This is a genomic window from Dechloromonas denitrificans (genome assembly GCF_001551835.1).
GTDB lineage: Bacteria > Pseudomonadota > Gammaproteobacteria > Burkholderiales > Rhodocyclaceae > Azonexus > Azonexus denitrificans.
The window spans coordinates 492,115-516,644 of sequence record NZ_LODL01000019.1; the positions used below are offsets into that span (position 1 = coordinate 492,115).

24 protein-coding genes are annotated in these 24,530 nt (G+C 64.2%); 8 read left to right on the top strand and 16 right to left on the bottom strand.

The window, feature by feature from the left end; genetic code table 11:
- The first annotated feature begins 12 nt into the window (after positions 1 to 12).
- Both AT959_RS10195 and AT959_RS10200 read left to right on the top strand, forming a co-directional pair.
- Positions 13 to 1,881: a sensor histidine kinase gene (locus AT959_RS10195; RefSeq protein WP_066882868.1), complete on the top strand. Its 1,869-nt coding sequence runs from the start codon at positions 13 to 15 to the stop codon at positions 1,879 to 1,881.
- Entirely contained in the window at positions 1,874 to 3,214 is a 1,341-nt protein-coding gene (locus AT959_RS10200) for a sigma-54-dependent transcriptional regulator (protein ID WP_066882869.1), read from the top strand. The genes AT959_RS10195 and AT959_RS10200 overlap by 8 nt, the downstream gene beginning before the upstream one ends.
- A 146-nt stretch (positions 3,215 to 3,360) precedes the next feature.
- Here AT959_RS10200 and AT959_RS10205 read toward each other — a convergent pair whose 3' ends face one another.
- The 12 genes from AT959_RS10205 to AT959_RS10260 all read right to left on the bottom strand — a co-directional run bounded on the left by AT959_RS10205 (position 3,361) and on the right by AT959_RS10260 (position 16,444).
- The gene (locus AT959_RS10205; RefSeq protein WP_066882870.1) at positions 3,361 to 4,683 is read right to left on the bottom strand and encodes a sigma-54-dependent transcriptional regulator; all 1,323 of its coding nucleotides are present in this window, start codon (positions 4,681 to 4,683) and stop codon (positions 3,361 to 3,363) included.
- A complete protein-coding gene (locus AT959_RS10210; RefSeq protein WP_083518326.1) occupies positions 4,680 to 6,614 on the bottom strand; it encodes a sensor histidine kinase in 1,935 nt (644 codons plus the stop codon). The genes AT959_RS10205 and AT959_RS10210 overlap by 4 nt, the downstream gene beginning before the upstream one ends.
- A gap of 80 nt (positions 6,615 to 6,694) precedes the next feature.
- Positions 6,695 to 7,339, bottom strand: coding sequence for a MarC family NAAT transporter (locus AT959_RS10215; protein WP_066882871.1), 645 nt, complete (start codon positions 7,337 to 7,339; stop codon positions 6,695 to 6,697).
- 10 nt (positions 7,340 to 7,349) lie between these two features.
- A complete protein-coding gene (locus tag AT959_RS10220; protein ID WP_066882872.1) occupies positions 7,350 to 8,243 on the bottom strand; it encodes an amino acid ABC transporter substrate-binding protein in 894 nt (297 codons plus the stop codon).
- Positions 8,244 to 8,245: 2 nt separating this feature from the next.
- Positions 8,246 to 9,886: a methyl-accepting chemotaxis protein gene (locus tag AT959_RS10225; protein ID WP_066882873.1), complete on the bottom strand. Its 1,641-nt coding sequence runs from the start codon at positions 9,884 to 9,886 to the stop codon at positions 8,246 to 8,248.
- A 152-nt stretch (positions 9,887 to 10,038) separates the two neighbouring features.
- Entirely contained in the window at positions 10,039 to 11,352 is a 1,314-nt protein-coding gene (locus tag AT959_RS10230; protein WP_066882874.1) for a Glu/Leu/Phe/Val family dehydrogenase, read from the bottom strand.
- 28 nt (positions 11,353 to 11,380) lie between these two features.
- Positions 11,381 to 12,109: an amino acid ABC transporter ATP-binding protein gene (locus tag AT959_RS10235; RefSeq protein ID WP_066882875.1), complete on the bottom strand. Its 729-nt coding sequence runs from the start codon at positions 12,107 to 12,109 to the stop codon at positions 11,381 to 11,383.
- A gap of 24 nt (positions 12,110 to 12,133) precedes the next feature.
- Entirely contained in the window at positions 12,134 to 12,814 is a 681-nt protein-coding gene (gltK, locus tag AT959_RS10240; RefSeq protein WP_066882876.1) for a glutamate/aspartate ABC transporter permease GltK, read from the bottom strand.
- A 1-nt stretch (position 12,815) separates the two neighbouring features.
- A complete protein-coding gene (locus AT959_RS10245; RefSeq protein WP_066882877.1) occupies positions 12,816 to 13,553 on the bottom strand; it encodes an amino acid ABC transporter permease in 738 nt (245 codons plus the stop codon).
- 59 nt (positions 13,554 to 13,612) lie between these two features.
- A complete protein-coding gene (locus AT959_RS10250; protein ID WP_083518327.1) occupies positions 13,613 to 14,677 on the bottom strand; it encodes an asparaginase in 1,065 nt (354 codons plus the stop codon).
- A 61-nt stretch (positions 14,678 to 14,738) separates the two neighbouring features.
- Positions 14,739 to 15,638 (bottom strand): glutamate/aspartate ABC transporter substrate-binding protein, encoded by a 900-nt coding sequence (locus tag AT959_RS10255; RefSeq protein WP_083518328.1) that lies wholly within the window; start codon positions 15,636 to 15,638, stop codon positions 14,739 to 14,741.
- 317 nt (positions 15,639 to 15,955) lie between these two features.
- On the bottom strand, positions 15,956 to 16,444 hold the full coding sequence (locus AT959_RS10260) for a hypothetical protein (protein ID WP_157651270.1): 489 nt from the start codon (positions 16,442 to 16,444) through the stop codon (positions 15,956 to 15,958).
- Between the two features lie 140 nt (positions 16,445 to 16,584).
- On the opposite strand from AT959_RS10260, the gene AT959_RS10265 reads away from it, so the two are divergent.
- The 3 genes from AT959_RS10265 (at position 16,585) to AT959_RS10275 (ending at position 18,778) form a co-directional block, all read left to right on the top strand.
- Positions 16,585 to 17,058 carry a GNAT family N-acetyltransferase gene (locus AT959_RS10265; protein WP_066882879.1) on the top strand — a complete coding sequence of 158 codons (474 nt, stop codon included), beginning with the start codon at positions 16,585 to 16,587 and terminating at the stop codon, positions 17,056 to 17,058.
- The gene (locus tag AT959_RS10270; protein ID WP_066882880.1) at positions 17,055 to 17,681 is read left to right on the top strand and encodes an HAD hydrolase-like protein; all 627 of its coding nucleotides are present in this window, start codon (positions 17,055 to 17,057) and stop codon (positions 17,679 to 17,681) included. The genes AT959_RS10265 and AT959_RS10270 overlap by 4 nt, the downstream gene beginning before the upstream one ends.
- Before the next feature lie 239 nt (positions 17,682 to 17,920).
- Positions 17,921 to 18,778 (top strand): THxN family PEP-CTERM protein, encoded by an 858-nt coding sequence (locus tag AT959_RS10275; RefSeq protein WP_083518329.1) that lies wholly within the window; start codon positions 17,921 to 17,923, stop codon positions 18,776 to 18,778.
- 123 nt (positions 18,779 to 18,901) lie between these two features.
- On the opposite strand, the gene trpE is transcribed toward AT959_RS10275, so the two are convergent.
- The 3 genes from trpE to rpe form a co-directional block, all read right to left on the bottom strand.
- Entirely contained in the window at positions 18,902 to 20,389 is a 1,488-nt protein-coding gene (gene trpE / locus AT959_RS10280; RefSeq protein ID WP_066882882.1) for an anthranilate synthase component I, read from the bottom strand.
- A 123-nt stretch (positions 20,390 to 20,512) separates the two neighbouring features.
- Positions 20,513 to 21,193, bottom strand: coding sequence for a phosphoglycolate phosphatase (locus AT959_RS10285; protein WP_066882883.1), 681 nt, complete (start codon positions 21,191 to 21,193; stop codon positions 20,513 to 20,515).
- 11 nt (positions 21,194 to 21,204) lie between these two features.
- On the bottom strand, positions 21,205 to 21,906 hold the full coding sequence (rpe, locus tag AT959_RS10290) for a ribulose-phosphate 3-epimerase (RefSeq protein ID WP_066882884.1): 702 nt from the start codon (positions 21,904 to 21,906) through the stop codon (positions 21,205 to 21,207).
- 36 nt (positions 21,907 to 21,942) lie between these two features.
- Here rpe and apaG point away from each other — a divergent pair, with 36 nt between their 5' ends.
- The gene (apaG, locus tag AT959_RS10295; RefSeq protein WP_066882885.1) at positions 21,943 to 22,326 is read left to right on the top strand and encodes a Co2+/Mg2+ efflux protein ApaG; all 384 of its coding nucleotides are present in this window, start codon (positions 21,943 to 21,945) and stop codon (positions 22,324 to 22,326) included.
- The gene (locus tag AT959_RS10300; RefSeq protein ID WP_066882886.1) at positions 22,323 to 22,916 is read left to right on the top strand and encodes a class I SAM-dependent methyltransferase; all 594 of its coding nucleotides are present in this window, start codon (positions 22,323 to 22,325) and stop codon (positions 22,914 to 22,916) included. Before apaG ends, AT959_RS10300 begins: the two co-directional genes overlap by 4 nt.
- Here the strand turns inward: AT959_RS10300 and ydiK are convergent.
- Positions 22,872 to 23,990, bottom strand: coding sequence for an AI-2E family transporter YdiK (ydiK, locus tag AT959_RS10305; protein WP_066882887.1), 1,119 nt, complete (start codon positions 23,988 to 23,990; stop codon positions 22,872 to 22,874). The genes AT959_RS10300 and ydiK overlap by 45 nt on opposite strands.
- A 273-nt stretch (positions 23,991 to 24,263) precedes the next feature.
- Here ydiK and AT959_RS10310 point away from each other — a divergent pair, with 273 nt between their 5' ends.
- Positions 24,264 to 24,479 carry a hypothetical protein gene (locus AT959_RS10310; RefSeq protein WP_066882888.1) on the top strand — a complete coding sequence of 72 codons (216 nt, stop codon included), beginning with the start codon at positions 24,264 to 24,266 and terminating at the stop codon, positions 24,477 to 24,479.
- Positions 24,480 to 24,530 lie beyond the last annotated feature (51 nt).

A 24,530-nucleotide genomic window follows, 5' to 3' on the forward strand; every position in this document is an offset into this window, starting at 1 on the left:
CATAGGCCGACCATGCCCAGCCGTTTCCTGCGCCACCTGCCGATGCTCCTGCTCCTCGTCGTCCTGATGGGCCTGAGCGGCTTCGGCGCCCACCGCGTCGCCCAGCAACTCGGCCTTGCCGACCTGCAGGCGACCGGTCTGCACCGCCTCGACCTGTACACCGCGAGCCTGGAGCGGGAAATCGGCAAATATGCCTTCCTGCCCGGCACGCTCGGCCTCGAACGCGACGTCCTCGACCTGCTCCGGCGGCCGGGAGACGACAAGCTGGCGCCCTCGGTCAACGCCTACCTCGAACAGCTCAACGACCGCGCCGGCACCCTGTCGATCTACGTCATCGACACCGCCGGCCATGTCGTCGCTTCCAGCAACTGGCGCCGGGCCGACAGTTTCATCGGCGAAGACCTCTCCTTCCGCCCTTATTTCCGCGAGGCGATGGCCAGCGGCAACGGCCGTTTCTTCGGCATCGGCACGACGCGCGGCGAACCCGGCTACTACCTCGCCTCGACGCTGGCCGACGACAGCCGGACGCTCGGCGTCGCCGTCATCAAGGTCAGCCTGGAACAGCTGGAAAAGTCGTGGAGCACGGTCGAGGCACCGGCCATGGTCAGCGACGAGAACGGCGTCGTCATCCTCGGCTCGGTCGCCGACTGGAAATTCACCACGCTGCGCCCGCTCGACGAAACGACGCGGCGCGCCTTCGACCAGACCCAGCAATACAACCGGCGCGCCCTGACGCCGCTCGAACTGAAGGAAATCGCCGAACTCGACCATGGCGCCCGGCTGGTCAGCATCGCCAAGAAGGGACCGGAAATGGTCTCGGTCTACCCGGTGGCCGGCCGTTTCCTGGCCCAATCCCGGCCACTGCCCGGCACGCCGTGGACGCTGACCGTCCTTTCCCACCTCGAACAGGTCGACGAGATCGCCCAGAGCCGGGCGATGGTCGCCATTGTCGGCGCCGCCTTCCTGTTCATGCTCGGCCTGACCCTCGATGAGCGGCGCCGCCACCTGAAGGACCGGTTGGCTGCCCGCGAGGCGCTGCAGAAGGCGCACGACCAGCTGGAACGCAAGGTCGACGAGCGGACTGCCGACCTCTCGGCCGCCAACCACCTGCTGCAGGACGAAATCGCCGAGCGCATCCGGGCCGAACGGACGCTGCGCGCCGCCCAGGACGAACTGGTCCAGGCCGGCAAGCTGGCGGTGATCGGCCAACTGTCGACCGGCATCGCCCACGAACTGAACCAGCCGCTGGCCGCGCTGCGCACGCTGTCCGGCAACGGCGTTCGCTTTCTCGAACGGGGCGATGTCGCCACCACCCGGGCCAATCTCGAACGCATCGCCCAACTGGTCGACCGCATGGGTCTGATCACCGGCCAGTTGCGCGCCTTCGCCCGCAAGTCGAGCGGCCAGCTGCAGCCGGTCGCCCTCTGCCATGCCCTGGACGCCGCCCTCGCCCTGCTCGAGCCGCGACTGAGCCAGGCCGGCGCCGAAGTCGTCCGCCACTGCCCGCTGCCCGAACCGCGCGCCCGCTGCGACGCCAACCGGCTGGAACAGGTGCTGATCAACCTGATCGGCAACGCGCTCGATGCGATGGACGGCCAGCCGGCGCCGCGCATTGAACTCGACTGCGCCGGCCTCGACGGCCAGGCCCGGCTGAGCGTGCGCGACCACGGCCCGGGGCTGGACGAGGCGGCCTTGAGCCATCTTTTCGAACCCTTCTTCACGACCAAGGCGGCCGGCGTCGGCCTCGGTCTCGGGCTGACCATCTCGGCCGGCATCGTCCGCGATTTCGGCGGCACGCTGAGCGGCGCCAACCATCCGGACGGCGGTGCCGTGTTCACGCTGGAACTCCCTTTGCTCGACGAGACCGAACGCCATGACTGAAGCACTGAAAGTACTGATCATCGAGGACGACCCGGACGTCGCCCTCGGTTGCGAGCAAGCCCTGCAGCTCGAAGGCATCGCCACCGAATGCGTCGGCAGCGCCGAGCAGGCCCGCCGCCGGCTCGGCCACGACTACCGCGGCATCATCGTCAGCGACATCCGGCTGCCGAAAATGGACGGTATGGCCTTCCTCCGCGAGACGCTGGCCGTCGATCCGGAACTGCCGGTGGTGCTGATCACCGGCCACGGCGACGTGACGATGGCGGTGCAGGCGATGAAGGACGGCGCCTACGACTTCATCCAGAAGCCTTTTCCGCCGGAATACCTGGTCGAGGTCGTCCGTCGGGCGCTGGAAAAGCGCCGGCTGGTGCTGGAGGTGCGCGATCTGCGCCGCCAACTGGAACAGCGCGACCAGCTTGAAGGCAAGCTGATCGGCCGCGCCCCAGGCATGCAGAAGCTGCGCCAGATGCTGGTCGGCCTCGCCGGCAGCGCCGCCGACGTGCTCATTCACGGCGAAACCGGCACCGGCAAGGAACTGGTCGCCCGCTGCCTGCACGAAGCCAGTGCACGCCGGGATGCCAATTTCGTCGCCATCAACTGCGGCGGGATGGCCGAGAGCCTGCTCGACAGCGAACTCTTCGGCCACGAAGCGGGCGCTTTCACCGGCGCCGCCAAGCGGCGGATCGGCAAGATCGAGCATGCCAGCGGCGGCACGCTGTTTCTCGACGAAATCGAGAGCATGCCGATGAGCATGCAGATCAAACTGCTGCGCGTGCTGCAAGAGCGGACGCTGGAACGGCTCGGCTCCAACACGCTGCTCAACATTGACTGTCGCGTCATTGCCGCGACCAAGACCGACCTGCTCGAACTGGCCGGCCGCGGCGGCTTCCGCAACGATCTTTATTACCGGCTGAGCGTCGCCACGCTGGCCCTGCCGCCGCTACGCGAGCGACGCGAGGACATCCCGCTGCTCTTCGAGCACTTCCTGCTCCAGGCTGCCGCCCGCCACCAGCGGCCGGTGCCGGAAACGACGGCCGGCCGGGTCCGGCAACTGGTCGGCTATGCCTGGCCGGGCAACGTGCGCGAGCTGCGGAACGTCGCCGACCGCTGCGTGCTCGGCATCGAAAGCGGCTCACCGCCCTTCGGCCAGCCGGCGGCGGACGGCCCGACGCCGCTGGCCGAGACCGTCGAAGCTTTCGAACGCGCCCTGATCGCCGATGCGCTGCGCCGCCACGGCAGCCTGGGCCGTACCGCCGAAGCGCTGGTCGTCGCCAAGACCACGCTGCACGACAAGATTCGCAAGTACGGGCTGGCCGACGACGGCGTTTCCTGAGCGTTCAGCCCACGCCAGGGAGACGCTGGAATATTCGTCATCCCCGCGCAGGCGGGGATCCAGTTCATTGATTTTTGTGGATTCCCGCCTGCGCGGGAATGACATATTTGAATAACTCAGCGCTGGCCTAGAGCGGCGGGCGGCCCTCAGATCAAGCCGTATTTCTTCAGCTTGTCGTGCAGGGTAGTGCGGGCGACTTTCAGCGCCTCGCTGGTCCGCGCGATGTTGCCGTCGTGCTTGGCCAGTTCGTTGGCGATCAGCACCCGCTCGTAGTTGTCGACCGCCTCGGTCAGCGACTGCGGCGTGTTGCCGACGCCGGGCGTCGCCGCATCGCGGCCGATGCCGAGGGCGTGGCAATCGGCGGCATTCCTGAGTTCGCGGATATTGCCCGGCCAGTCCTGCGCCATCAGCCGACGCAGGTAATCCGAAGTCAGCGCCGGCGGCGGCCGGTTGTAGCGCTTGGCGGCCTGCAGCAGGAATTCGTCGTAGAGGGCCGGAATGTCCTCCCGTCGCTCGCGTAGCGGCGGCAGTTCGATGCGAACGACATTCAGGCGGTAATAGAGGTCGGCCCGGAATTTTCCCTGATCGGAGAGCAGCTTGAGGTCTTCCTTGCTCGCCGCGACGACCCGGCACGACACCGGCACCAGCTGGTTGGAGCCGAGCCGTTCGATGACGCGTTCCTGCAGCACACGCAGCAGCTTGATCTGCATGTTCATCGGCATCGACTCGACCTCGTCGAGGAACAGCGTGCCGCCGCTGGCGTACTCGATCTTGCCGATCCGCCGTTTCTGCGCCCCGGTAAAGGCGCCTGGCTCGTGGCCGAACAGTTCGCTGTCGAGCAGGTTGTCGGCCATGCCGCCGCAGTTCAGCGCGACGTAGTTTTCCTGGCGCGCCCCCGACAGGTCGTGCAGGCAGCGGGCGACCATTTCCTTGCCGGTGCCGGTTTCGCCGAAAATCAGCACGTCCACCGCAGCACTCGCGACATCGAGGATCAACTGGCGGACCCGCGCCATCTGCGGCGAGCGGCCGATCAGCCGGGCCTCCAGATCGTCACGATGATCGAGCCGGCGGCGCAGGGCTTCGACTTCGAGGACCAGTTCGCGCTTGTCCAGCGCCCGACGGACGACGTCGACCAGGTCGCCGGTCGAGAACGGCTTCTGCATGAAATCGTATGCACCGCAGCGCATCGCCTCGACAGCCAGGGTCACGTCGCCGTGGCCGGTGATGATGATCACCGGCAGGTTGGGGTCGAGCTGGTTGACCCAGCGCAGCAGCCCCATGCCGTTCAGGCCGGGCAGCCGCATGTCGGTGACGACGACGCCCGGGTAATCGGCCTTGAGCAGCCGCTGCGCCTCTTCGGCGGTGCTCACCGCCTCGACCGGGATGCCAGCCAGCTGCATCGCCTGTTCGCAACCGAGGCGGACATTCGGATCATCTTCGATCAACAGCACGGACAGGGTGGGCTTCATGGCGAACTCGGCTCAGGGGAGAAAGTAGGGGCGGCGCTGACCGGCGGCAGCAGCACGACAAAGCGTGCCCCGCCGCCCGGGGCCGGGCCGGCCAGCAGGTCGCCGCCGAAATCGCGCAGGATGTCGCGCGAAATGGCCAGCCCGAGGCCGAGGCCTTCGCCCGGCTGCTTGGTCGTGAAGAAGGGCTCGAACAGGTGCTCCAGCGCCTTTTCGGAGAAACCGACGCCGCTGTCGCTGACCGCCAGCGCCAGTTGGCCGGAACTGGCCCGGTCGACCGAAAAGCTGAGCCGGCGTTCCGGCTCGTCGGCCATGGCGTCGATGGCGTTGCCGATCAGATTGACCAGTACCTGCTGCAGGCGGTTCTGGTCGCACCAGGCGATCCACGAATTGGGCGCAATCTGCCGGTCGACCGCAACCCCCTGCTTGCGCAGGCGCTGGTCGAACAGGAAAAGCGCCGCATCGACCGCCTGCGCCACATCGACCGCCGCCGGCACGGCCGGCGACTTGCGGGCGAATGTCTTGAGCGGCTTGATGATGCCGCCCATCTGCTCCGACAACTGGCCGACGATGCCGAGATTCTTCTCGGCGGTGGCCAGATCGCCGCGATGCATGAACTCGACCGCATTGGCCGACAGCGTGCGGATGGCGCCGAGCGGCTGGCTCAGCTCGTGGGTGATGCCGGTCGCCATCTGGCCGAGTACGGCCAGCTTGCCGGCCTGGACCAGTTCGTCCTGGGCGGCGCGCAGCGTCTGTTCGGCCCGCTGCCGGTCGACCACTTCGCGCTGCAGGCGCTCGACGGCATTCGACAGATCGACGGTGCGTGCCGCGACATTGCGTTCAAGTTCCTGATTGGCCTTTTCCAGCATCGCCTGCGCCTCGCGCCGGCCGCGCGCCACCCGCCGGCGCTGGCCGAGGTAGAGCGCCCACAACAGCAGGCAACCGACCGCCGCCGTCGCCAGCGCGGCATGGGTCGAAGCCTGGACGGCGACCGAACGCAGGTCGGAGAAGACGATGATCCGCCAGGCGGTGCCCGGCAGATGGCGGCTCAGCGCCAGGTAGGTTTTCTTGCCTTGCAGCGCGCTCAGCGCGGTACCCGCCGGCGACTGCCGGGCAAGGCGGACGACGGCGCCTTCCTGCGCTTCATCGACCGAAATATCCAGCGATTCGGCGCCGACCCGCTGCCCGGCAAACTGCTCGCGGCTGATCCGGGCCAGGGTTTCCGGCGTTTGCGGTTGCAAGGTGGCATAGGGCCACTCGGGCGGCGAGGCGAGCAGCACGATGCCGTTGTTATCGACGATCAGGGCCGGCGCCTCCTGCCCGAGCCAGCGCCGTTCCAGTTCACGGATGCCGGACTTGACGACGGCGACGCCGATCACCTTCCAGTCCTGCGTTTCGTCGCGGATCGGCAGCGCGAAGAAGTAGCCCGGTTCGTGGCGCACCGCATCGACCGCGTAATGGCGTTCCGGCGTGCCGCTGACGGCGCCGCGGAAGAAGGGCATGTAGGAGAGGTCGGCGCCGAGCAGGTTGTCGGAGAAGATCCAGTCGCTGGAAGCGACCACCCGCCCCCGGGTGTCGAGCACGAAGATGGCTGGCCCGCCGAGATGGTCGTTGAGTTTTTGCAGGAAATGATTGGCCGCCGCCTGCAGCACGTCCTGCCCTTCCGGCGGCGCCCGCAGCAGGGCGCGGACATCGGGGCTCAACTCGACGGCGCTGGGGATCGAAGCATGCCGCGTCACTTCGCTGTCGATGGCGGCAGCCAGGATGTCCAACTGGTGGCTGGCCTCGTCGCGCAACTGGTTGAAGCCCTGCTTCTCGGAAATCTTGAAAGTCAGCAGGCCGGCCAGCAGGAAGACGGCCAGCAGGATCGCCACGCCGAGGGCGCGGTGCGGTTTGGGCAGGCTGACCGGAGGGCTGGTGGTGGATTCAGGCATGAGCGGGACGGCGACAGGAAGGGCCTATTGTACGGCCGAATTTTGCCCTGCCCGGGCCGTCGACCGCAGGGGTCGGCCGCTCAGGCACCGGCCATGAAACTGCGGATGCCCGAACCGACGAACTGGACGCCGATGCAAATGAGCAGGAAACCGGTCAGCCGGGCGACGACGTTGATCCCCTCGCTGCCCAGCCGGCGCGACACCCAGCGCGCCGAGCGCAGCACCAGCCAGATGATCAGGCAGGTCGCGGCGATCGCCGCCACCGTCGCGATATAGGCCAGCAGACGGCGCATGCCGCCGGCCAGTTCGGCGATTTCCGAGGAGATGCCGATCACCGTCGCCAGTGCTCCCGGCCCGGCGATGCCCGGCATGGCCAACGGAAAGAAGGCGAAACTGCCGCTGCCGCCGACCAGCGCGGTATCGGTGGTGCCGAACAGCATGCGGTAGCCGATCAGCGCCACGGTCAGGCCGCCGGCTATACGCAGCGCCCCGAAGGAAATGCCGAAGGCTTCGAGAATGAAGACGCCGGCGAACAGTCCGCCGGTCAACAGCAAAAAACCGTAAAAACACGCCCGCCGCGCTTCCTGCGACGCGGAGCCGGCCTCGAGGTCGGCGGCCAGGGTCAGGAAGACCGGGATCTTCGACAGCGGGTTGGTGATCGTCGCCAGACTGATCAGGCCGCCGAGAAAGAAGCTGACCAGCAGCCGGTTGAAACTTTCATCCATCATCGTCTCCTCAATCCGGCGCCCAATCGCTGGGGAAGCGGAAGGAATTGCGCAACAGGCGCCCCATCGGCCAGTGCAGGTCGATGCCGTGCGGCGGAATCGGCTGCTCGAACCACTTGCGGTAGAGGGTGGTCGCTTCGCCGCTGCCGATCAGCCGCTTCATCTCGTTATCGACCAGCGCCTTGAACTCGGCATCGTCCCGCGCCAGCATGATGGCCAGCGCCTCGACACGGTAGCTGTCGTCGAGGATGCGATAGCGCTCCGGCGCCTTGGCCCCGGCCCGCAGGCTGGCCAGCAGCACATCGTCCATCATGAAGGCGTCGGCCTTGCCGGCCGCCAGCATGGCGAAGGCGGCGGCATGATCGGGGGCGATTTCCAGCTTCGAGCGCAGATGCAGGTCGGCGAACAGCTTTTCCGCCGTGCTGCCGCGTGTCGTGACGACGGTCGCCCGGTGCAGGTCGGCGTGACCGCTGATGCCTGAATCCTGGCCGACCATGAAACGGGTCGAGGTAATGAAATGCGGCACCGTGAAGGCGACGCGGGCTCGCCGCTCGGCGTTGTTGGTCGTGCTGCCGCATTCGAGATCGACCTGGCCGCCCGCCACGGCATCGAGCCGACTGGCCGAGGTGACCGGCCGGTACTCCGTCTTCGGCTCGCGGCCGAGCTGCTTGCCGATGGCACCGACCAGGCGGCGGCAGAGATCGATGGCATAACCGACCGGCCGCTGGCCATCGTACACGTAGGAAAAAGGCATCGACGACTCGCGGTAGCCGATAACCACGGTGCCGGTCCGGGCAATGCGCTGCAGCGTCGTCTCGGCCTGCACCGGCGCGGCCGGCAGGGCCAGGAGCGCAGCCAGTACAAAAGCCGCCGCGGCCGGCCGGACGATGATCGGGGTGGCCATGCTCAAGCCGTCCGGAAACGGGCGATGCCCGATTCGAGGCTGGTCGCCAGACCGTCCAGCTGGCGTGCCGTGGTCGCCATGTTGGCGGTGGCCCGGTTGTTTTCGTGGATCATCTGGACGATACGCTCGACGCGGGCAGCGACATCCTCGCCGCCGGACGACTGCTGGCGCAGGCTGGACGACACTTCGTCAATAACGCGGGCGACATGGCGGTTGCTGTTTTCGATGGCGCTCATCGACTCGCCGGCGGCGCAGGCCATGCGCAGCCCCTCGTCGACGCGGCTGACCGAACGCTGCATGTGCTCGGCCATCGAGCGCGCCCCGCTCTGGATGGCGCTGACCATGGCGGCGATCTGACTGGCCGAGGTGGTGGTCTTTTCGGCCAGCTTCCTGACCTCGTCGGCGACCACGGCGAAACCGCGGCCGCTGTCGCCGGCCCGCGCCGCTTCGATGGCGGCATTGAGAGCCAGCAGGTTGGTCTGGTCGGCCAGGTCGTGGATCACCGCGGTAATCGCCGAAATGCGTTCCGACTCGCGTCCCAGCGTGCTCGCCGTATCGGCCGAGTCGGTGACCAGGCCGGCGATCTGGCGAATTTCATCGACCATGGTCTGGATCGTCTGGCAGCCGCCGGCCGCCTGTTGCCCGGCCTTGCCGGACAGGTTTTGCGCCTCCTGGCCCAGGGTCGCGATATGGCTGATGCAGGTCGACATGGTCTGCAGGGTTTCAGCCATCGCGGCGCTGGCCACTGCCTGCTCCTCGGAACCGCCGCGCATTTCGTCGGCCGAGCCGGAGAGTGCGGTGACGGCGTTTTTCAGTTGCCCGGCTTCCTGGCGGATGGCGCCGAGAATGCCGGCCAGCGACTGGGTGGTTTTCATCGCCGCCGCCTGCAGGCGGCGGATTTCGGCACAGCCGTTCGGCTCGATGCGCTGCGTCAGGTCGCCGGCGGCGACGCTTTCCATCAGTTGGGCAGCGGCTTCGAGCGGCCGGCGGACGCCGCCGGTCAACAGAAAGCCGAGAATGCCGGCGACCAGCGCCGCGGCGACCGCCAGCATCAGGGTCAGGCGGCTGGTGCGGGCCGCTTCGGCGACAATGTCGGCGGCCCGTTCGCGGCTCTGCGTCTGCATCAGATGGCGCGCCTGGTCGATACTGGCTTCGAGCGCCTGCATGCGTGGCAAGGCCTCCTGCTGCAGGATGCCCATGGCGACGGCGGAGAGGAATTGCATGGCCTCGCCCATCGCCTTGTCCTGAGCCGCGAAGGCGACCGTCGCCTGCTGCCGGATGCGTTGCAGCAGTTCACTTTCGCCCGTTTCGGCATGGTCGACCGCCAGCTTTTCGAGCCCGCCGAGGGCAGCGAAGAAACGCGCCTTTTCCCGCTCATAGCGTTCGGCTTCGGCCTTCATCACTTCGCCGTCGGTGAAGATGATGTTGTTGCGGACGCTTTCGCGCATGCCGGCATTGGCATAGGCCAGTTCGGCGATCTGCCCGTCCTTGGCGAGCGAGACGTTGGCGATGCGCTCGGCTGCCGCCTCGACCCGGTTCAGGCTGAAGGTCGTCCAGCCGGCGACGATGACGAACAGGCCGACAATGACGGCAAACGCCATCGCCAGTTGCGGGCCGATGCCGAGACGGAATAGCGCTTTCATAGGGAAAAACTCCAAGTGTTCATGAGGCCGGTTTGCCCTGGGCCAAACCGGGCATTGCCCCGCTCAGGCTGGCGCTGGGGGCAATCGGCAGCGCCCGCAGGCGCTGCGCCCAGGATCGACCACGGGCAAGCCGGATCGATCCTGGCTGCGGATCAGGGATACAAGCCGCGCTGCTCGCGGGCTGCCAGCACCCGCTGGCAGGCAATGATGAAGGTCGCCGTGCGCAACGAGACATTGCGTTCGTCGGCCATCTCCCAGATCGCTTCGAAGGCGCCGACCATGATCCGTTCGAGGCGGCTGTTGATCTCTTCCTCGCTCCAGAAGAAGCTGGAGAAGTCCTGCACCCACTCGAAATACGACACCGTGACACCGCCGGCATTGGCCAGCACGTCCGGCACAACGAGGATGCCGCGGTCGCGCAGGATGTCGTCGGCGGCCGGCGTGGTCGGGCCATTGGCGCCCTCGACGACGATCCGCGTCTTGATCGTGGCGGCCCGCTCGGGCAGGATCTGCCCTTCGAGCGCGGCCGGCACCAGGAAATCGGACGGGATCAGCCAGAAGTCGTCAACCGACAGCGGACTCGCCCCCGGGAAACCCTTCAACCCGCCAGTGCTGGCTGAGTAGGCAAGTGCGGCATGAATGTCGATGCCGGCTTCGTTGCCAATAGTTGCCGAATGATCCTGCAAGGCAATGACCGTCGCCCCGGCTTCATGGAACATGCGGGCGGCGATGCCGCCGACATTGCCGAAGCCCTGAACGACGACGCGCGCCCCCTTGATCGGCACATGGCTGCGGCGGCCGGCTTCGCGGGCGGCGATGAAGACGCCGCGCCCGGTCGCTTCGTGGCGGCCGAGCGAGCCGCCCAGTGAAATCGGCTTGCCGGTGACGACGCCGGTCGCCGTCGAGCCGACATTCATCGAGTAGGTGTCCATCATCCAGGCCATGGTCTGCTCGTTGGTGCCGATATCGGGCGCCGGAATGTCCTTGCCCGGCCCGATGATGACGCCGATTTCCGACGTGTAGCGGCGGGTAATGCGCTCCAGTTCGTCGCGCGAATGCGCCCGCGGGTCGAGCCGGATGCCGCCCTTGGCACCACCGTAGGGCAGGTTGACCGCGGCGTTCTTGATCGTCATCCAGCCCGACAGCGCCATCACTTCATTGAGCGTCACCGCCGGGTGAAAGCGCACGCCGCCCTTGCCCGGTCCGCGCGACAGGTTGTGCTGGACGCGGTAGCCCTCGTAGTGGGCGACCGTGCCATCATCGCGATGAATCGGCACATCGACGACCAGGATCCGCTTCGGATGCTTCAGGGTATCGACCCACTTGGACAACGCGCCCATGTGCGGGGCGACGCGGTCGATCTGCTCGATGAAGCTGGCCCAGGGTTCGGGCGCCGCCGGGTTGAGAAAGGAAAGGCCGCTCGGTTCTGGATGCTGGGCGGTATCGGTCTTCTTGGTGTGGCTCATGGTGTCTCCTCGTCTGATCTAATCGTTATTAGTGGTGCAGGATCTTGGCCAGGAACTGCTGCGCCCTTTCCGAACGCGGATTGGCGAAGAATTCTTCCTTGCTGTCGTCTTCGACGATGCGGCCCTGGTCCATGAAGATGACGCGATTGGCGACGCGCTTGGCGAAACCCATTTCGTGCGTCACGCACATCATGGTCATGCCTTCCTTGGCCAGCTCAGTCATTACGTCGAGCACTTCATTGACCATTTCCGGGTCGAGCGCCGAGGTCGGCTCGTCGAACAGCATGCAGATCGGGTCCATGGCCAGCGCCCGGGCGATCGCAACGCGCTGCTGCTGGCCGCCGGAAAGCTGGCCGGGGAACTTGTGGGCCTGCGCCTTGAGGCCGACCCGGTCGAGCAGCTTGAGGCCCTTGTCGATCGCCTCGTCCTGCTTGCGGCCGAGCACCTTGACCTGGGCGATGGCCAGGTTCTCGGTAATGCTCATGTGCGGAAACAGCTCGAAGTTCTGGAAGACCATGCCGACCCGGGCACGCAGCTTGGAGAGGTTGGTCTTCGGATCACCGACCGAGGTGCCATCGACGATGATTTCGCCGGACTGGAACGGCTCCAGGCCATTGACGCACTTGATCAGCGTCGATTTGCCGGAACCGGACGGGCCGCAGACGACGATCACTTCACCTTTGCTGACTTCGGTACTGCAATCGGTGAGGACCTGGAAGCTGCCGTAATGTTTGCTGACGTTTGCAATCTTGATCATGGGATTTCTCCTTGAGACTGGCGCTCAGGCCGTGGAATATTTTTTCTGGAGGCGCTTCACCAGTTGCGAGGCGGAGAAGCAAATGACGAAATAGACGACGCCGGCAAAAAGCAGCATTTCAACCAGTCGACCGTCGCGGTCGCCGACCTTGTAGGCGGCACCGAAGAAGTCGGCCAGCGCCGAGACGTAGACCAGCGAGGTATCCTGGAACAGGATGATGCCTTGCGTCAGCAGCAGCGGGACCATGTTGCGGAAGGCTTGCGGCAGCACGACGAGGCGCATGGCCTGGCCGTAGTTCATGCCCAGTGCCGACGCCGCAGAAATCTGCCCCTTCGGCACGCTCTGGATGCCGGCCCGGATGATTTCCGAGTAATAGGCTGACTCGAACAGCGCAAAACCAGCCATGGCCGAAGACAAACGCATGTCCGTCCCGCGTGGAATGTTGAACAGTTGCCCGACAAATTCCGGCACGATCAGGAAGAACCAGAGCAGCACCATGACCAGCGGCACGGCGCGGAACAGGTTGACATAGCCGGCGGCGAACCAGGACAGCGCCTTGATCGGCGACAGTCGCATCATGGCCAGCAGGGTGCCCCAGACGATGCCGATCAGCACGGCCTGGGCGGTGATGACCAGGGTGACCTTCATGCCGTCCCAGAGGAAGGGCAAGGCGCCGGGAATCGAAGACCAGTCGAATTCGTACATGTTATTTGCCTCCGATATAGCCGGGCACCGAAATGCGCCGCTCGAACTTGTGCATAAGGGTCATCACGGTGACGTTGATGATGATGTAGGACAGCGTCACGGCGATGAAGGACTCGAAGGGCTGCGCCGTGTAATCGACTAGCTGGCGGCCCTGGGCAGCCAGTTCGAGGAGGCCGATGGTGGAGCAGACGGCGGAGTTCTTGAAGATGTTGAGGAACTCGGAAGTCAGCGGCGGCACGACCAGGCGGAAAGCCATCGGCAGCATCACGAAGCGGTAGGTCTGCGGCAGCGTCAAGCCGAGCGCCAGGCCGGCGTTCTTCTGGCCGCGGGGCAGCGAATTGATGCCGGCCCGCACCTGCTCCGCTACCCGCGCGCTGGTAAACAGCCCCAGGCAGACCATCGAGGCGAGGAATTGCTGCATCACCGGATTGGTCTGCTTGTAGGCGTCACCGATACTGGTCGGCAGCAGTTCCGGCAGCACGAAGTACCAGATGAAGAGCTGCACGAGCAGCGGCACGTTGCGAAACATTTCGACATAGGCGGTGGCGAAGCCGGCCAGCACCTTGTTCGGTACGGTCCGCAGGACACCAACCAGTGCCCCGAGCAGCAAGGCAATCACCCAGGCGCTCAAGGACAGCCCGATGGTCATCTTGAAGCCGGCAAACATCCAGCCCAGGTAGGTGTCGTCGCCGCTTGCGCTCGGCTGCAGGAAGACACCCCAGTTCCATTGGTAATTCATAGTTCAACCCCTCCTTTTAACTCGTTTTGCCAAGTCATTCCCCTTGCTCCTGCCCTTGCTCAGTATTCCCAGAAAATGCGCTGCAGTTCCTTGCTGTCGTTCGTTTTGGTCAGTGCCACCGCCGCCAGAATGCGCGCTTTTTGCGGATTCAGGTCATGGGCGACCAGCCAGTCGTACTGGTCGTCCGGCTGTTCGGCATTGCGCAGCACGAAACCGCCGGCATTGACGTGCGAGGAACGGATGATGTGCACACCCTTGCTGCGCAGTTCGCGCAGGGCCGGCACGACGCGGTTGCTCACCGAACCGTTGCCGGTCCCGGCGTGGATGATCGCCTTGGCGCCCTTGTCGGCCAGCGCGTGGTAGGCGGTATCGCCGACGTTGCCGTAGCCGTAGGCGATTTCGACCGGGGCCAGGGTTTCGATCTTGTCGATGTCGAATTCGGAATTCAGCGTGTGGCGCTTGGCCGGCAGGCGGAACCAGTAGTTCTTGCCCTCGACCACCATGCCGAGCGGGCCCCACGGGCTCTTGAAGGCTTCGGTCTTAATATTGACCATCTTGGAGACGTCGCGACCGCTGTTCAGCTCGTCGTTCATCGTCACCAGCACGCCCTTGCCGCGCGCATCCTGGCTGGCCGCGACATTGACCGCGTTGAACAGGTTGAGCATGCCGTCGGCCGACATCGCCGTGCCCGGCCGCATCGAGCCGACAACGACGACCGGCTTATCGGTATGGACGACGAGGTTGAGGAAATAGGCGGTTTCTTCCAGCGTATCGGTACCGTGGGTGACGACGATGCCATCGACGTCACGCTGCTTGGCCAGTGCCGCAACGCGCTTGCCGAGGGTGACCAGGTGTTCGTTGGTGAAGCTTTCGGAAGCGATCTGGAAGACCTGCTCGCCGCGCACCTGGGCGACATCGCCGAGTGTCGGAATTCCGGCGATCAGCTTGTCGACCGGCACCTTGGCGGCCTGGTAGGTGGCGCTCTTGGCGACATCGGCGCCGGCTCCGGCGATCGTGCCGCCAGTGGCGAGAATGACAACGTTCGGCTTGTCGGCAAAAGCCGGCACGGCGGCGAGAAAGCCGGCCGCGACCAGCAGACAACGGGAAAGAAGGCGGTTCAACATGACTGATCTCCTTGGGGAAGGCAGTCGCCAGCCCGGCGGGCCGGCGACCGGGTGCTGCTGCTTATTCGAAAGCCTTGTCGTTCGGGGCCTTGTACAGCGCCTTCATGTCATCGGAGAGCGGCATCGCCAGATTCAGGCCCTTCGGCGGAATCGGCGCCATGAACCACTTGGCGTAGATCTTTTCAGCATCGCCCGAGGTCATCGCCTTGGTCAGCGCTGCATCGACCACCTTCTTGAAGGCCGGGTCGTCCTTGCGCAGCATGCAGCCGTAGGCTTCCTTCGATTGGGCGGTGCCAACGACGACCCAGTCGGCCGGCTTCTTGGCCTTGGCCATTTCGCCGTAGAGCAGCGCATCGTCCATCATGAAGGCGACGGCACGGCCGGTTTCCAGGGTCAGGAAGGCTTCGCCGTGGTCCTTGGCGGAAATGACGCTCATACCCAGCTTCTTCTCTTCATTCATCTTGCGCAGCAGACGCTCGGAGGTGGTGCCGGCGGTGGTGACGACGTTCTTGCCGGCGAGGTCGGCGAAGTCCTTGATGCCCGAGTCCTTCTTGGCCATCAGCTTGGTGCCGATGACGAAGATGGTCGTCGAGAAGCCGACCTGCTTCTGGCGCTCCAGGTTGTTGGTGGTCGAGCCGCATTCGATGTCGACGGTGCCGTTCTGGACCAGCGTGATGCGGTTGGCCGAGGTCACCGGCATCAGCTTGGTGTCGATCTTGGCCAGCTTCAGTTCGTTCTTGATGCCTTCGACGGCTTTCAGCATCAGTTCGTGCGAGTAGCCGATGACCTGCTGCTTGTCGTCGTAGTAGGAAAACGGAATCGAGGATTCACGGTGACCCAGCGTGATCGTGCCGGTGTCCTTGATCTTCTTGAGGGTCAGCGACTCCTGGGCCTGGGCCGGCATGACGGCGGCGGAGCTCAGGACGGCGGCGAGTGCGGCAACAACGGCAAATCGGTTCATGTCATCTCCTGTGTTGGGGAAGAAGCCGCTGAGTGGCTTCGGTGCCAATTACTATGCAGATGCCGTGCCAGCCTGAGCCAGCTCGATTACGAACGAATTGCCGTTGATTCTATTGCCTTTTGAAAAGCCGCGACCATCAAAGTCGCCGAAATTCCGTCACACCGCCTTGGCCAGCCATCGGATTTCCGACACTTGCCTTACCCGCCCGGCCAGCATTTGGCGACGTCGGAGCCGGCAAGGCAATGGCCAGCCACCCCGGGCAACGCTGCGGTGGACCGTGAAAAACAGGGCTTTTTCGGCCCCTTGGCGACCGATGCTCAGGCTGCGAGGCTGGTCGGGGCAGATGGGCTGGGGCGGCTGGGCGAAGCGGCTCCGCTGTCGCGTGCCATGGTCGCCAGTTCGAAATCCTTGGCTGACATCCCGCCAGCTGCCTCCGTCCGCATATCGGCCGCCGGCTCATCGATCTCGTCGAGATCGAGGTTCATGTATTTACTATCGGCATCGCGCTGCGCCTCCCTGAAGGCCTCCAGACGCTGGCGGGCTTCTTCCGCCCGCTGCTCGCGCAGTTCGCGGTCGCGTTCCTTGCGTAGTCTTTCCTGCTCCAGATACACCTTGCTGCGGTAGGCCGCCTCGCCCATCATCAGCAGTCCGGCCAGAAAACTCAGGGCGACCAGCAAGGGCACATCGACCGGCCGTTTGACGACAACGACCAAGGCCATGCAGGCCCACAGCGCGCGCCAGATCAGCAGCCAGACGAAGTAAGGCGGGGCGTTGGAAAAAAGCGGAGCAATGGTGAAACGCGACATCGAAAACGGCATCAGGAACACGACAAGGGGCAGGATTTTAGCGCAAGCGGGCCGGCCCGGGCGGCTGTCTGACGTTCCCTGCCCGACCGGGCTCGGCTATTGTCTACCTCCCGTGAAAACACCAACCTGCCGCCATTTCCATGCACATCCGCACCGCCGCTTTCCCCGCCGACAGTGAAGCGCTGCAATCGGTCATTCGCGAGTACGTCGCCTGGCTGGACATGGACCTCTCCTACCGCGGCTTCGCCGAGGAAATGGCCCGCTTCGACGCACGCTTCACGCTGCCCAGCGGCCTTTTCCTGATCGCTGACTCGGCACAGACGATCGCCGGTTGCGTCGGCCTGTTGCAGCACGCCAAGCAGACGGCCGAAGTAAAACGGCTTTATGTCCGGCCGGCATTTCGCGGCCAGCGCCTGGGAGAAAAGCTGATCGCCGCGCTGATCGAACACGCCCGCCAACTCGGCGTGCGGCGGCTCATTCTCGATGCCGTGCCGCAAACCACGGTCGCCCAGCAGCTATACGAACGCCTCGGCTTTGAGGAGACGGCGCCCTACTACGTCAACCCGGTGCCGGGCACCCGTTTCTTTGCGCTGCCACTGGGCGCCGAGCAATGAAATACCGGCTCGCCATCTTCGACTTCGACGGCACGCTGGCCGACTCGCTGCCCTTCTTGCTCAGTGTCATCAACCGGCTGGCCGAGCGCCATGCTTTCAAGCCGATCGACCTCGACGCCGTGCCCGCCTTTCGCCACTGCAGCGCCCGCGAAATGATGCGACATCTCGACCTGCCGGCCTGGAAACTGCCTGTCGTCGCCCAAAGCTTCATGGCGCTGATGCAGCAGAACCCGCAGGCGACGCCGCTCTTTGCCAATGTCGACGCGGTACTGCAGCAACTGGCGCAGGCGGAAATCCGGCTGGCGCTGGTCAGCTCGAACGCCCGAGACAACGTCGAGCGGATTCTGGGCGCCGCGAACATCGGCCTGCTCAGCCATCTCGAATGCGGCATGTCGATCTTCGGCAAGGCCTGCCGCATCCGCAAGATCCTGCGCCAAACCAGCGTTCCTGCCAGCGAGGCGATCTACATCGGCGACCAGATCACCGACCTCGAAGCCGCCCGCCAGGAAGGTGTCGCCTTCGGCGCCGTGACCTGGGGCTACGGCAGTATCGAATCGCTCAGGCAGCACGCCCCCGACGAAGAGTTCGCGCAATTCACCGATCTGCTGCGCATTGCCGACTAAAAGCAATCCAGGCAACAAGAGGAACGTCGGGAAAATTTACACTGCAGCCAGTCTGGACTCGCTCAAAAAACGCAAAAATCTATAAAAACCATATAACCAATTAATTTTATTGAAAACATTTATGCAAAATGCACTCCGGCACAGGATATGCATTGCTTAGCCTGTCCGCCAAATCCGTACCGCATCAACAGCTAGCATGAGGATTGGAGCGAACTCAATCTAAGTCAGAGGAGTGGAAAATGAAAACATTCAAACTCGCCCGCACAGCCGCTGCAGCACTCGCTTTGTGCGCCGGCGTCGCGCAGGCATCGCCAGGCGTCACCTCATGGAGCGTCACCGACACCGCCACATTTGTACCCGCCTCGGTGCAACCCGGTGGCAACACCTATCCAAACCCGGTTCTCAGCGCCAGCAACACGCAGTTGCATTGGGGTGACACCGGCTCAACGGCCACTCAGAGCAGCTTGATCATCAATAACTCGGGGGCACCGGTTATCGTTCCCACCGGAACGTTGACCTCCACGGTATCAATCACGCATAACAATTTCCCGATCCCGGCCGGCAACTCGCTGACCGTCGTCGATATTCTGGCCTCGCTGACGCTGCAGTCGCTAACCCCATCAGTCGGAGCGTCTGGAGGTGCCTCGATTACTTTTGGCGTCCAGTTCATCGAAACACCAAACGGCGGCTCGGGCGGCATTTGCGCCGATGGCGGAGCAGTCAACGTCGGCATCAACGGCGCCGGTTGCGCCGACATCTTCGTGATCAGCCAAAACGCGCTCAATTTCCCCTTCGACTATGACTCCGATGGCGCCGTAAACGGCTATGATCCGCTGCCGTACTACGCCAGTTTCTTTGCCGATGGCTTCAATTACCTGTCCGACGCCGCCTGTGCCGCAGCCGGTGCAGCCGCTGGCTGCCGCGGTTTCGAAACGGCAGAGGGCCTGAGCACGACCGCCGATTTCAAGATCCTGATTACCGCGACCCCGTATATAGACCCGCGCACTATTCCTGAGCCAGGTTCGATGGCCTTGATGGGTGGAGCATTGGCTGCGCTGGCCTGGGTCAGCCGTCGGCGCAAGCTGCAGGAAATCTGAAAACACGTGCGTCAAGAAAGGGGGAGCGCCCGACTCAGACGCCACACACCAGCCACCTGAGATCGACGCAAAAAAAGCCGCCTGTTTGTAGGCGGCTTTTTCTATGGTGCGGGAGAATGCCGCTCAGTCGGCCTTGGTATCCAGTCCCTGCTCGGCCAGTTCGGCGGCGCGCAGCACGGCGCGGGCCTTGTTCTGGGTTTCGGTCCATTCCGAATTGGGGTCGGAATCGGCAACGATGCCGGCGCCGGCCTGAACATAGAGTTTCTTGTCCTTGATGATGCCGGTACGGATCGCAATGGCGATATCCATGTCGCCATGGAAGCCGAGGTAGCCGACGGCACCGGCGTAGATGCCGCGCTTGACCGGTTCCAGTTCGTCGATGATTTCCATCGCCCGCACTTTCGGCGCACCGGAGACGGTACCGGCCGGGAACGTGGCCTTCAGCACGTCGAGCGCATTGAGGCCCGGCTGCAGCTTGCCTTCGACGTTGGAAACGATATGCATCACATGCGAATAACGCTCGACGAGCATGTTCTCGGTCAGCTTGACGCTACCGACCTTGGCGACACGGCCGCAGTCGTTGCGCCCGAGGTCGAGCAACTGGGTGTGCTCGGCGCGCTCCTTTTCATCGGCCAGCAGTTCGGCGGCCAGGGCGGCATCCTCTTCCGGCGAGGCGCCGCGCTTGCGGGTCCCGGCAATCGGCCGCACGGTGACGCGGTCGCCTTCGAGACGGACCAGGATCTCCGGCGAAGCGCCGACGACATGGAAGTCCTCGAAATCGAAGTAGAACATGTAGGGCGACGGGTTCAGGCTGCGCAACGTCCGGTAGAGCGCCATCGGGCTGGCGTTGAACGGCTTGGTCATCCGTTGCGACAGGACGACCTGCATGATGTCGCCTTCGGTGATGTATTCCTTGGCCTTGCGGACCGCCTGCTTGAAAGCGCCTTCGCCGAAGACCGAAACGGCCGGCTCCGAGTGCACCGGCTGTTCGGCCGGAATGCAGACCGGCGTGCGCAGCTTGCCGAGCAGCTCCTTGAGGCGGGCCCGCGCCTTCTGGTAGGCGCCGGGGAAGCCCGGTTCGGCATAGACGATCAGCGTCAGCTTGCCGGACAGGTTGTCGACAACGGCGATTTCCTCGGACAGCAGCAGGCCGATGTCCGGCGTACCGATTTCGTCCGGCTTGTTGGTCCGGGTCAGGCGGGTTTCGACATAGCGCACGGTGTCGTAGCCGAAGCAGCCGACCAGGCCGCCACAGAAGCGCGGCAGGCCGGAACTGGGCGGCGCCCGGAAGCGCTGCATGAACTTGCCGATGAATTCGAGCGGATTGGTATCGTCCTCGCGCTCGGCGATGCGGTTGCCAGTCAGTACCAGCACCTGATGGCCGGTCACGACAATGCGTGTCTGCGCCGGCAGGCCGATGATCGAGTAGCGTCCGAAGCGCTCGCCACCCTGCACCGATTCGAGCAGGTAGGAGTAATGCGCGCCGCTCGGGCCGCTGGTCAGTTTCAGGTAGATCGACAGCGGCGTGTCGAGATCGGCAAACGTTTCCAGCGTAACGGGAATACGGTTGTAGCCTTGCGCGGCGAGCGCGTTGAATTCGGTTTCAGTCATGGGGAAGCCTCGAAATGACAGGGGTAATGCGTACTGGTGCGTTGCGCCGCAAGGGCGCGCGAAAGGGAGATCAGGGGCGCCAGCGACGCCAACCTTGCCATTCGTTCCAGAGTCGCAGAGTCGTCATTTGTTCTTGAGGTCTTTGAAAGTGAGGGCTTGTTGGTAGGCAACAAGCAGATCGGATACTAGCGCATCGCAATCGGCACTGTCCACCGGCTCTCCTTCGTTGTAGCCGTAGGGCACGGCATAGGCCAGACAGCCGGCGGCATGGGCGGCGTGGATGTCGTTTTTCGAGTCGCCGATGTGCAGATTGCGGTCCGGCCGCACGCCGAGAATGCGGCAGGCATGCAGGATCGGTTCGGGATGCGGCTTCTTGTGCGCCGTGGTATCGCCGGAAACGATAACGTCGAAATAATCGGTCATCCCCATTCGGTCGAGCAGGGTTTCGGTGAACATGCCCGGCTTGTTGGTGACGACGCCCATCTTCAGGCCACTCGCCTGCCAGGCTTGCAGCCCTTCGAGGACGCCCGGATAAATCTGGGCCGACCGCCCGTTGATCACCGCATAGTGGCGCTTGAACGACTCGATGGCGGCGTGCAGCTGGTCGGCAGTGGGCGGCTGCGCGTGGGTCAGGCAGCGCTCGACCAGCACCGCCATGCCCTTGCCGACGAAGCTGTGCACCTCGGCCTGGCTACGCGGCGGTGCGCCGACTTCTTCCAGCATCAGCCGACAGCCTTCGGCTAGGTCGGCGATGGTATCGAGCAGGGTGCCGTCGAGATCGAAGGTAACCGACTGGAAATGCATCTGAACTCCCCTCAGACTTTCGTCAATTCGCTGCGCAGGGCGCCGATGATCGTATCGTAGCGATGCGGGTCGCTGTCCTTACCTGCGCCATAGACGGCGGAACCGGCAACGAAGGCATCGACTCCGGCGCGAGCGATTTCGGCGATGTTGGCGGCATTCACCCCACCATCGATTTCCAGGCGGATGCGCCGGCCACTTTCGCGCTCATAGGCATCGAGCTTGGCGCGCGCCAGCTTCGCCTTGGCCAGCGTCCCGGGAATGAATTTCTGGCCGCCGAAACCGGGATTGACGCTCATCAGCAGGATGACGTCGATCTTGTCGAGCACGTAATCCATGTAATCGAGCGGGGTCGCCGGATTGAAGACCAGGCCGCCCTGGCAGCCAGCATCGCGGATCAGCGACAGGCTGCGGTCCACGTGCTCGGAAGCTTCCGGGTGGAAGGTGATGATATTGGCCCCGGCCTTGGCAAAATCGGGGATGATGCGATCAACCGGCTTGACCATCAGATGCACGTCGATCGGCGCTGCGGTGCACGGGCGAATTGCCTCGCAAACCAGCGGTCCGATGGTCAGGTTGGGAACATAATGGTTGTCCATCACGTCAAAATGAATCCAGTCGGCCCCCGAGGCGATGACGTTGGCCACTTCTTCGCCCAGCTTGGCGAAATTGGCTGAAAGAATGCTCGGTGCAATGATGAAATCTTTGGCTGACATGATGCTTCCCTAAACAAAAACAGACGAAATTATCCCATGCCCGACACCAACAAGTACCGAATCGAAATTCAGCCGATGCCGCAGTTCATCCCGGACCAGTCCGACCCGGAAAACGATCGCTACGTCTTCGCCTACACGGTGACCATCAAGAATATTGGCGAGATCGCCGCCCAGCTGGTTTCCCGGCACTGGATCATCACTGACGGCAACAACGAGGTGCAGGAAGTGCGCGGCCTCGGCGTCGTCGGCAAGCAGCCCCTGCTGCAGCCCGGCGAGAGTTTTCAGTACACCAGCGGCTCGGCACTGACCACCCCGATCGGCACGATGAAGGGCACTTATCAGATGGTGGCCGAGGACGGCACCCATTTCGAGGCGGTGATTCCCGAGTTCGTGCTGGCCAGTCCACGCGCCCTGCATTGAGCCTGAAGCACAGCTACACGCTGATCGCGCCGTTTTACGACGCGGCCATCGCCCGCGCCACGCTGGCGGCGCGGCAACGCAGTTTGTCGGGGTTGCCCACCTCACCCGGCCGCGTGCTGCTGGCCGGCGTCGGCACCGGCCTGGATCTGCCGCACCTGCCGCCGCAACATCATTACGTCGGCCTCGATTTGAACCATGCCATGTTGCGCCGCGCCCAGCCCCGGGTCGGCGCGGTCGATTTCCTGCCGCTCCAGGGCGACGCCCAGCGCCTGCCTTTTGCCGACAACAGCTTCGATAGTGCGGTACTGCACCTGATTCTGGCCGTCGTGCCCGAACCAGCCCGGTGTTTTGCCGAGGTGGCGCGGGTCCTCAAACCGGGCGGTCGACTGCTGGTTTTCGACAAGTTCCTGCGCCGCGGTCAGCCGGCCGTGCTGCGCCGGCTGGCCAACCCGCTGCTGCGGCGCATCGCGACCCGCCTCGACGTGGTTTTCGAAGACCTGCTGCCGGCAGCGCCCGGACTGATCCTCGAAGATGATCGGCCGGCCCTAGCCAGCGGTTGGTTCCGCCTGATCCGGCTCGGCAAGCACTGAAACCTCGGGCTCGGCGTCGTCTTTACCCAGCCCATCCTCAACCCAGGCCTGGAGCAGCGTGTAGGTCACGGCCAGGACGACCGGCCCGACAAAAATACCGATCAGGCCAAAGCTCAGCATGCCGCCAATGACCCCGGAAAAAATCAGCAGCAGCGGCAGGTCGGCGCCACGTTTGATCAGCATCGGCCGCAGGATATTGTCGAGACTGCCGACAATCAGGCTCCAGATAAGCAGGAAAGTCGCCCAGCCGTTATCCCCTGTCCAGTACATCCAGCCAACGGCGGGCAGCAAAACCAGCGCCGGACCGAGCTGGGCAATGCACAGCATCAGCATCACGGCCGACAGCAAGGAGGCAAATGGCACGCCGGCAACGGCCAGGCCAAGACCGCCGAGCACAGTCTGGACAATGGCGGTGACACCGACGCCGAGCGCCACACCCCGAATCGCCTGACCGGCCAGGATGATCGAATTTTCTCCGCGCTCGCCGGCCAGCCGCCGACCGAAGCGGAGCACCATGCGGGCCGCCGCTTCGCCGCCGGAATAGAAGATGGCGGCAATCACGACGACGAGCAGGAACTGGATCAGCATGCCGCCGAAACCGCCCACCTGAGCAAGCGCCCACCTTCCGGTATCGGCCGCATAGGGGGCAACCTGGGTAATGATTTCGCTCGTACCACTGGTCGCTAGCTGCGTCCACATCGCTGCCAGTTTTTCGCCAAGCAAAGGCAGCGTGGTCACCCAGGCCGGCGGCAAGGGCAGGCCATTTGCGGCCAGCGACTTGAGCGCTGCGGTCAACTGCTCGGAATGATCGGAAATGGTGCCGATCGCCAGCCACAGCGGCAGGACCAGCAACAACAGCATCGCCAGCGTCATCACCGCCACGGCCGGCGCCCGTCGCTCGCCGAAGCGAACTTCGAGCGATTTGAGCAGCGGCCAGGTGGCGACGACGACCATCGTCGCCCACACCGTGGCCGCCAGAAACGGCCGCAGCACCCATAAGGAGAGGCCAGCCAACCCGATGATGCAGAAAATGGCCAGCGTCGTTCTGGTCAGGTCACGGCGAATTTCGGTCATAGCAATCCCCTGATGGAAGGACATTTAGCTAATCGGTATCAAAGGAAAATCCCTTGCCGACTGCTTAAATCGCATAGTTGCCGCCGGCCAGAACCTTCTGCCGCAGGCGGCTGCGCAATCCGTCGAATCGATTGTAGCGCCATGCCCGGCCGCCAGTCATGTGGCATTAATGCCGACCGGAGCATGTAAAGTTTAGTTAAACCAGTGGCAAGGCAAAAGCAACGAATTATAAAACTGTAAAATTCACATCGAATAAACGAAAATTAACAAACCATGGATGCATCGATCTTGACCTTACTGGTCGCCTCACTGCTTGTTGCCCTGCTCGGGATCGGCACACTGGTCGCGCTGGTTCCCCAGTGCAACCAGCGCAACTGCGGCACCGCCTGTCGAACCAAGGGCACCACCTGCCCGGCCCGGCGTAACGCCGAAAACGAAAAGGCCCGCATGGAGCGGGCCTCGAATCAACTGGGTAGCGTAACTGACTAGAGCGTGTGGACATTTGTGATTAAGGGACTGTTCACAAAGGGCTGATTGTGT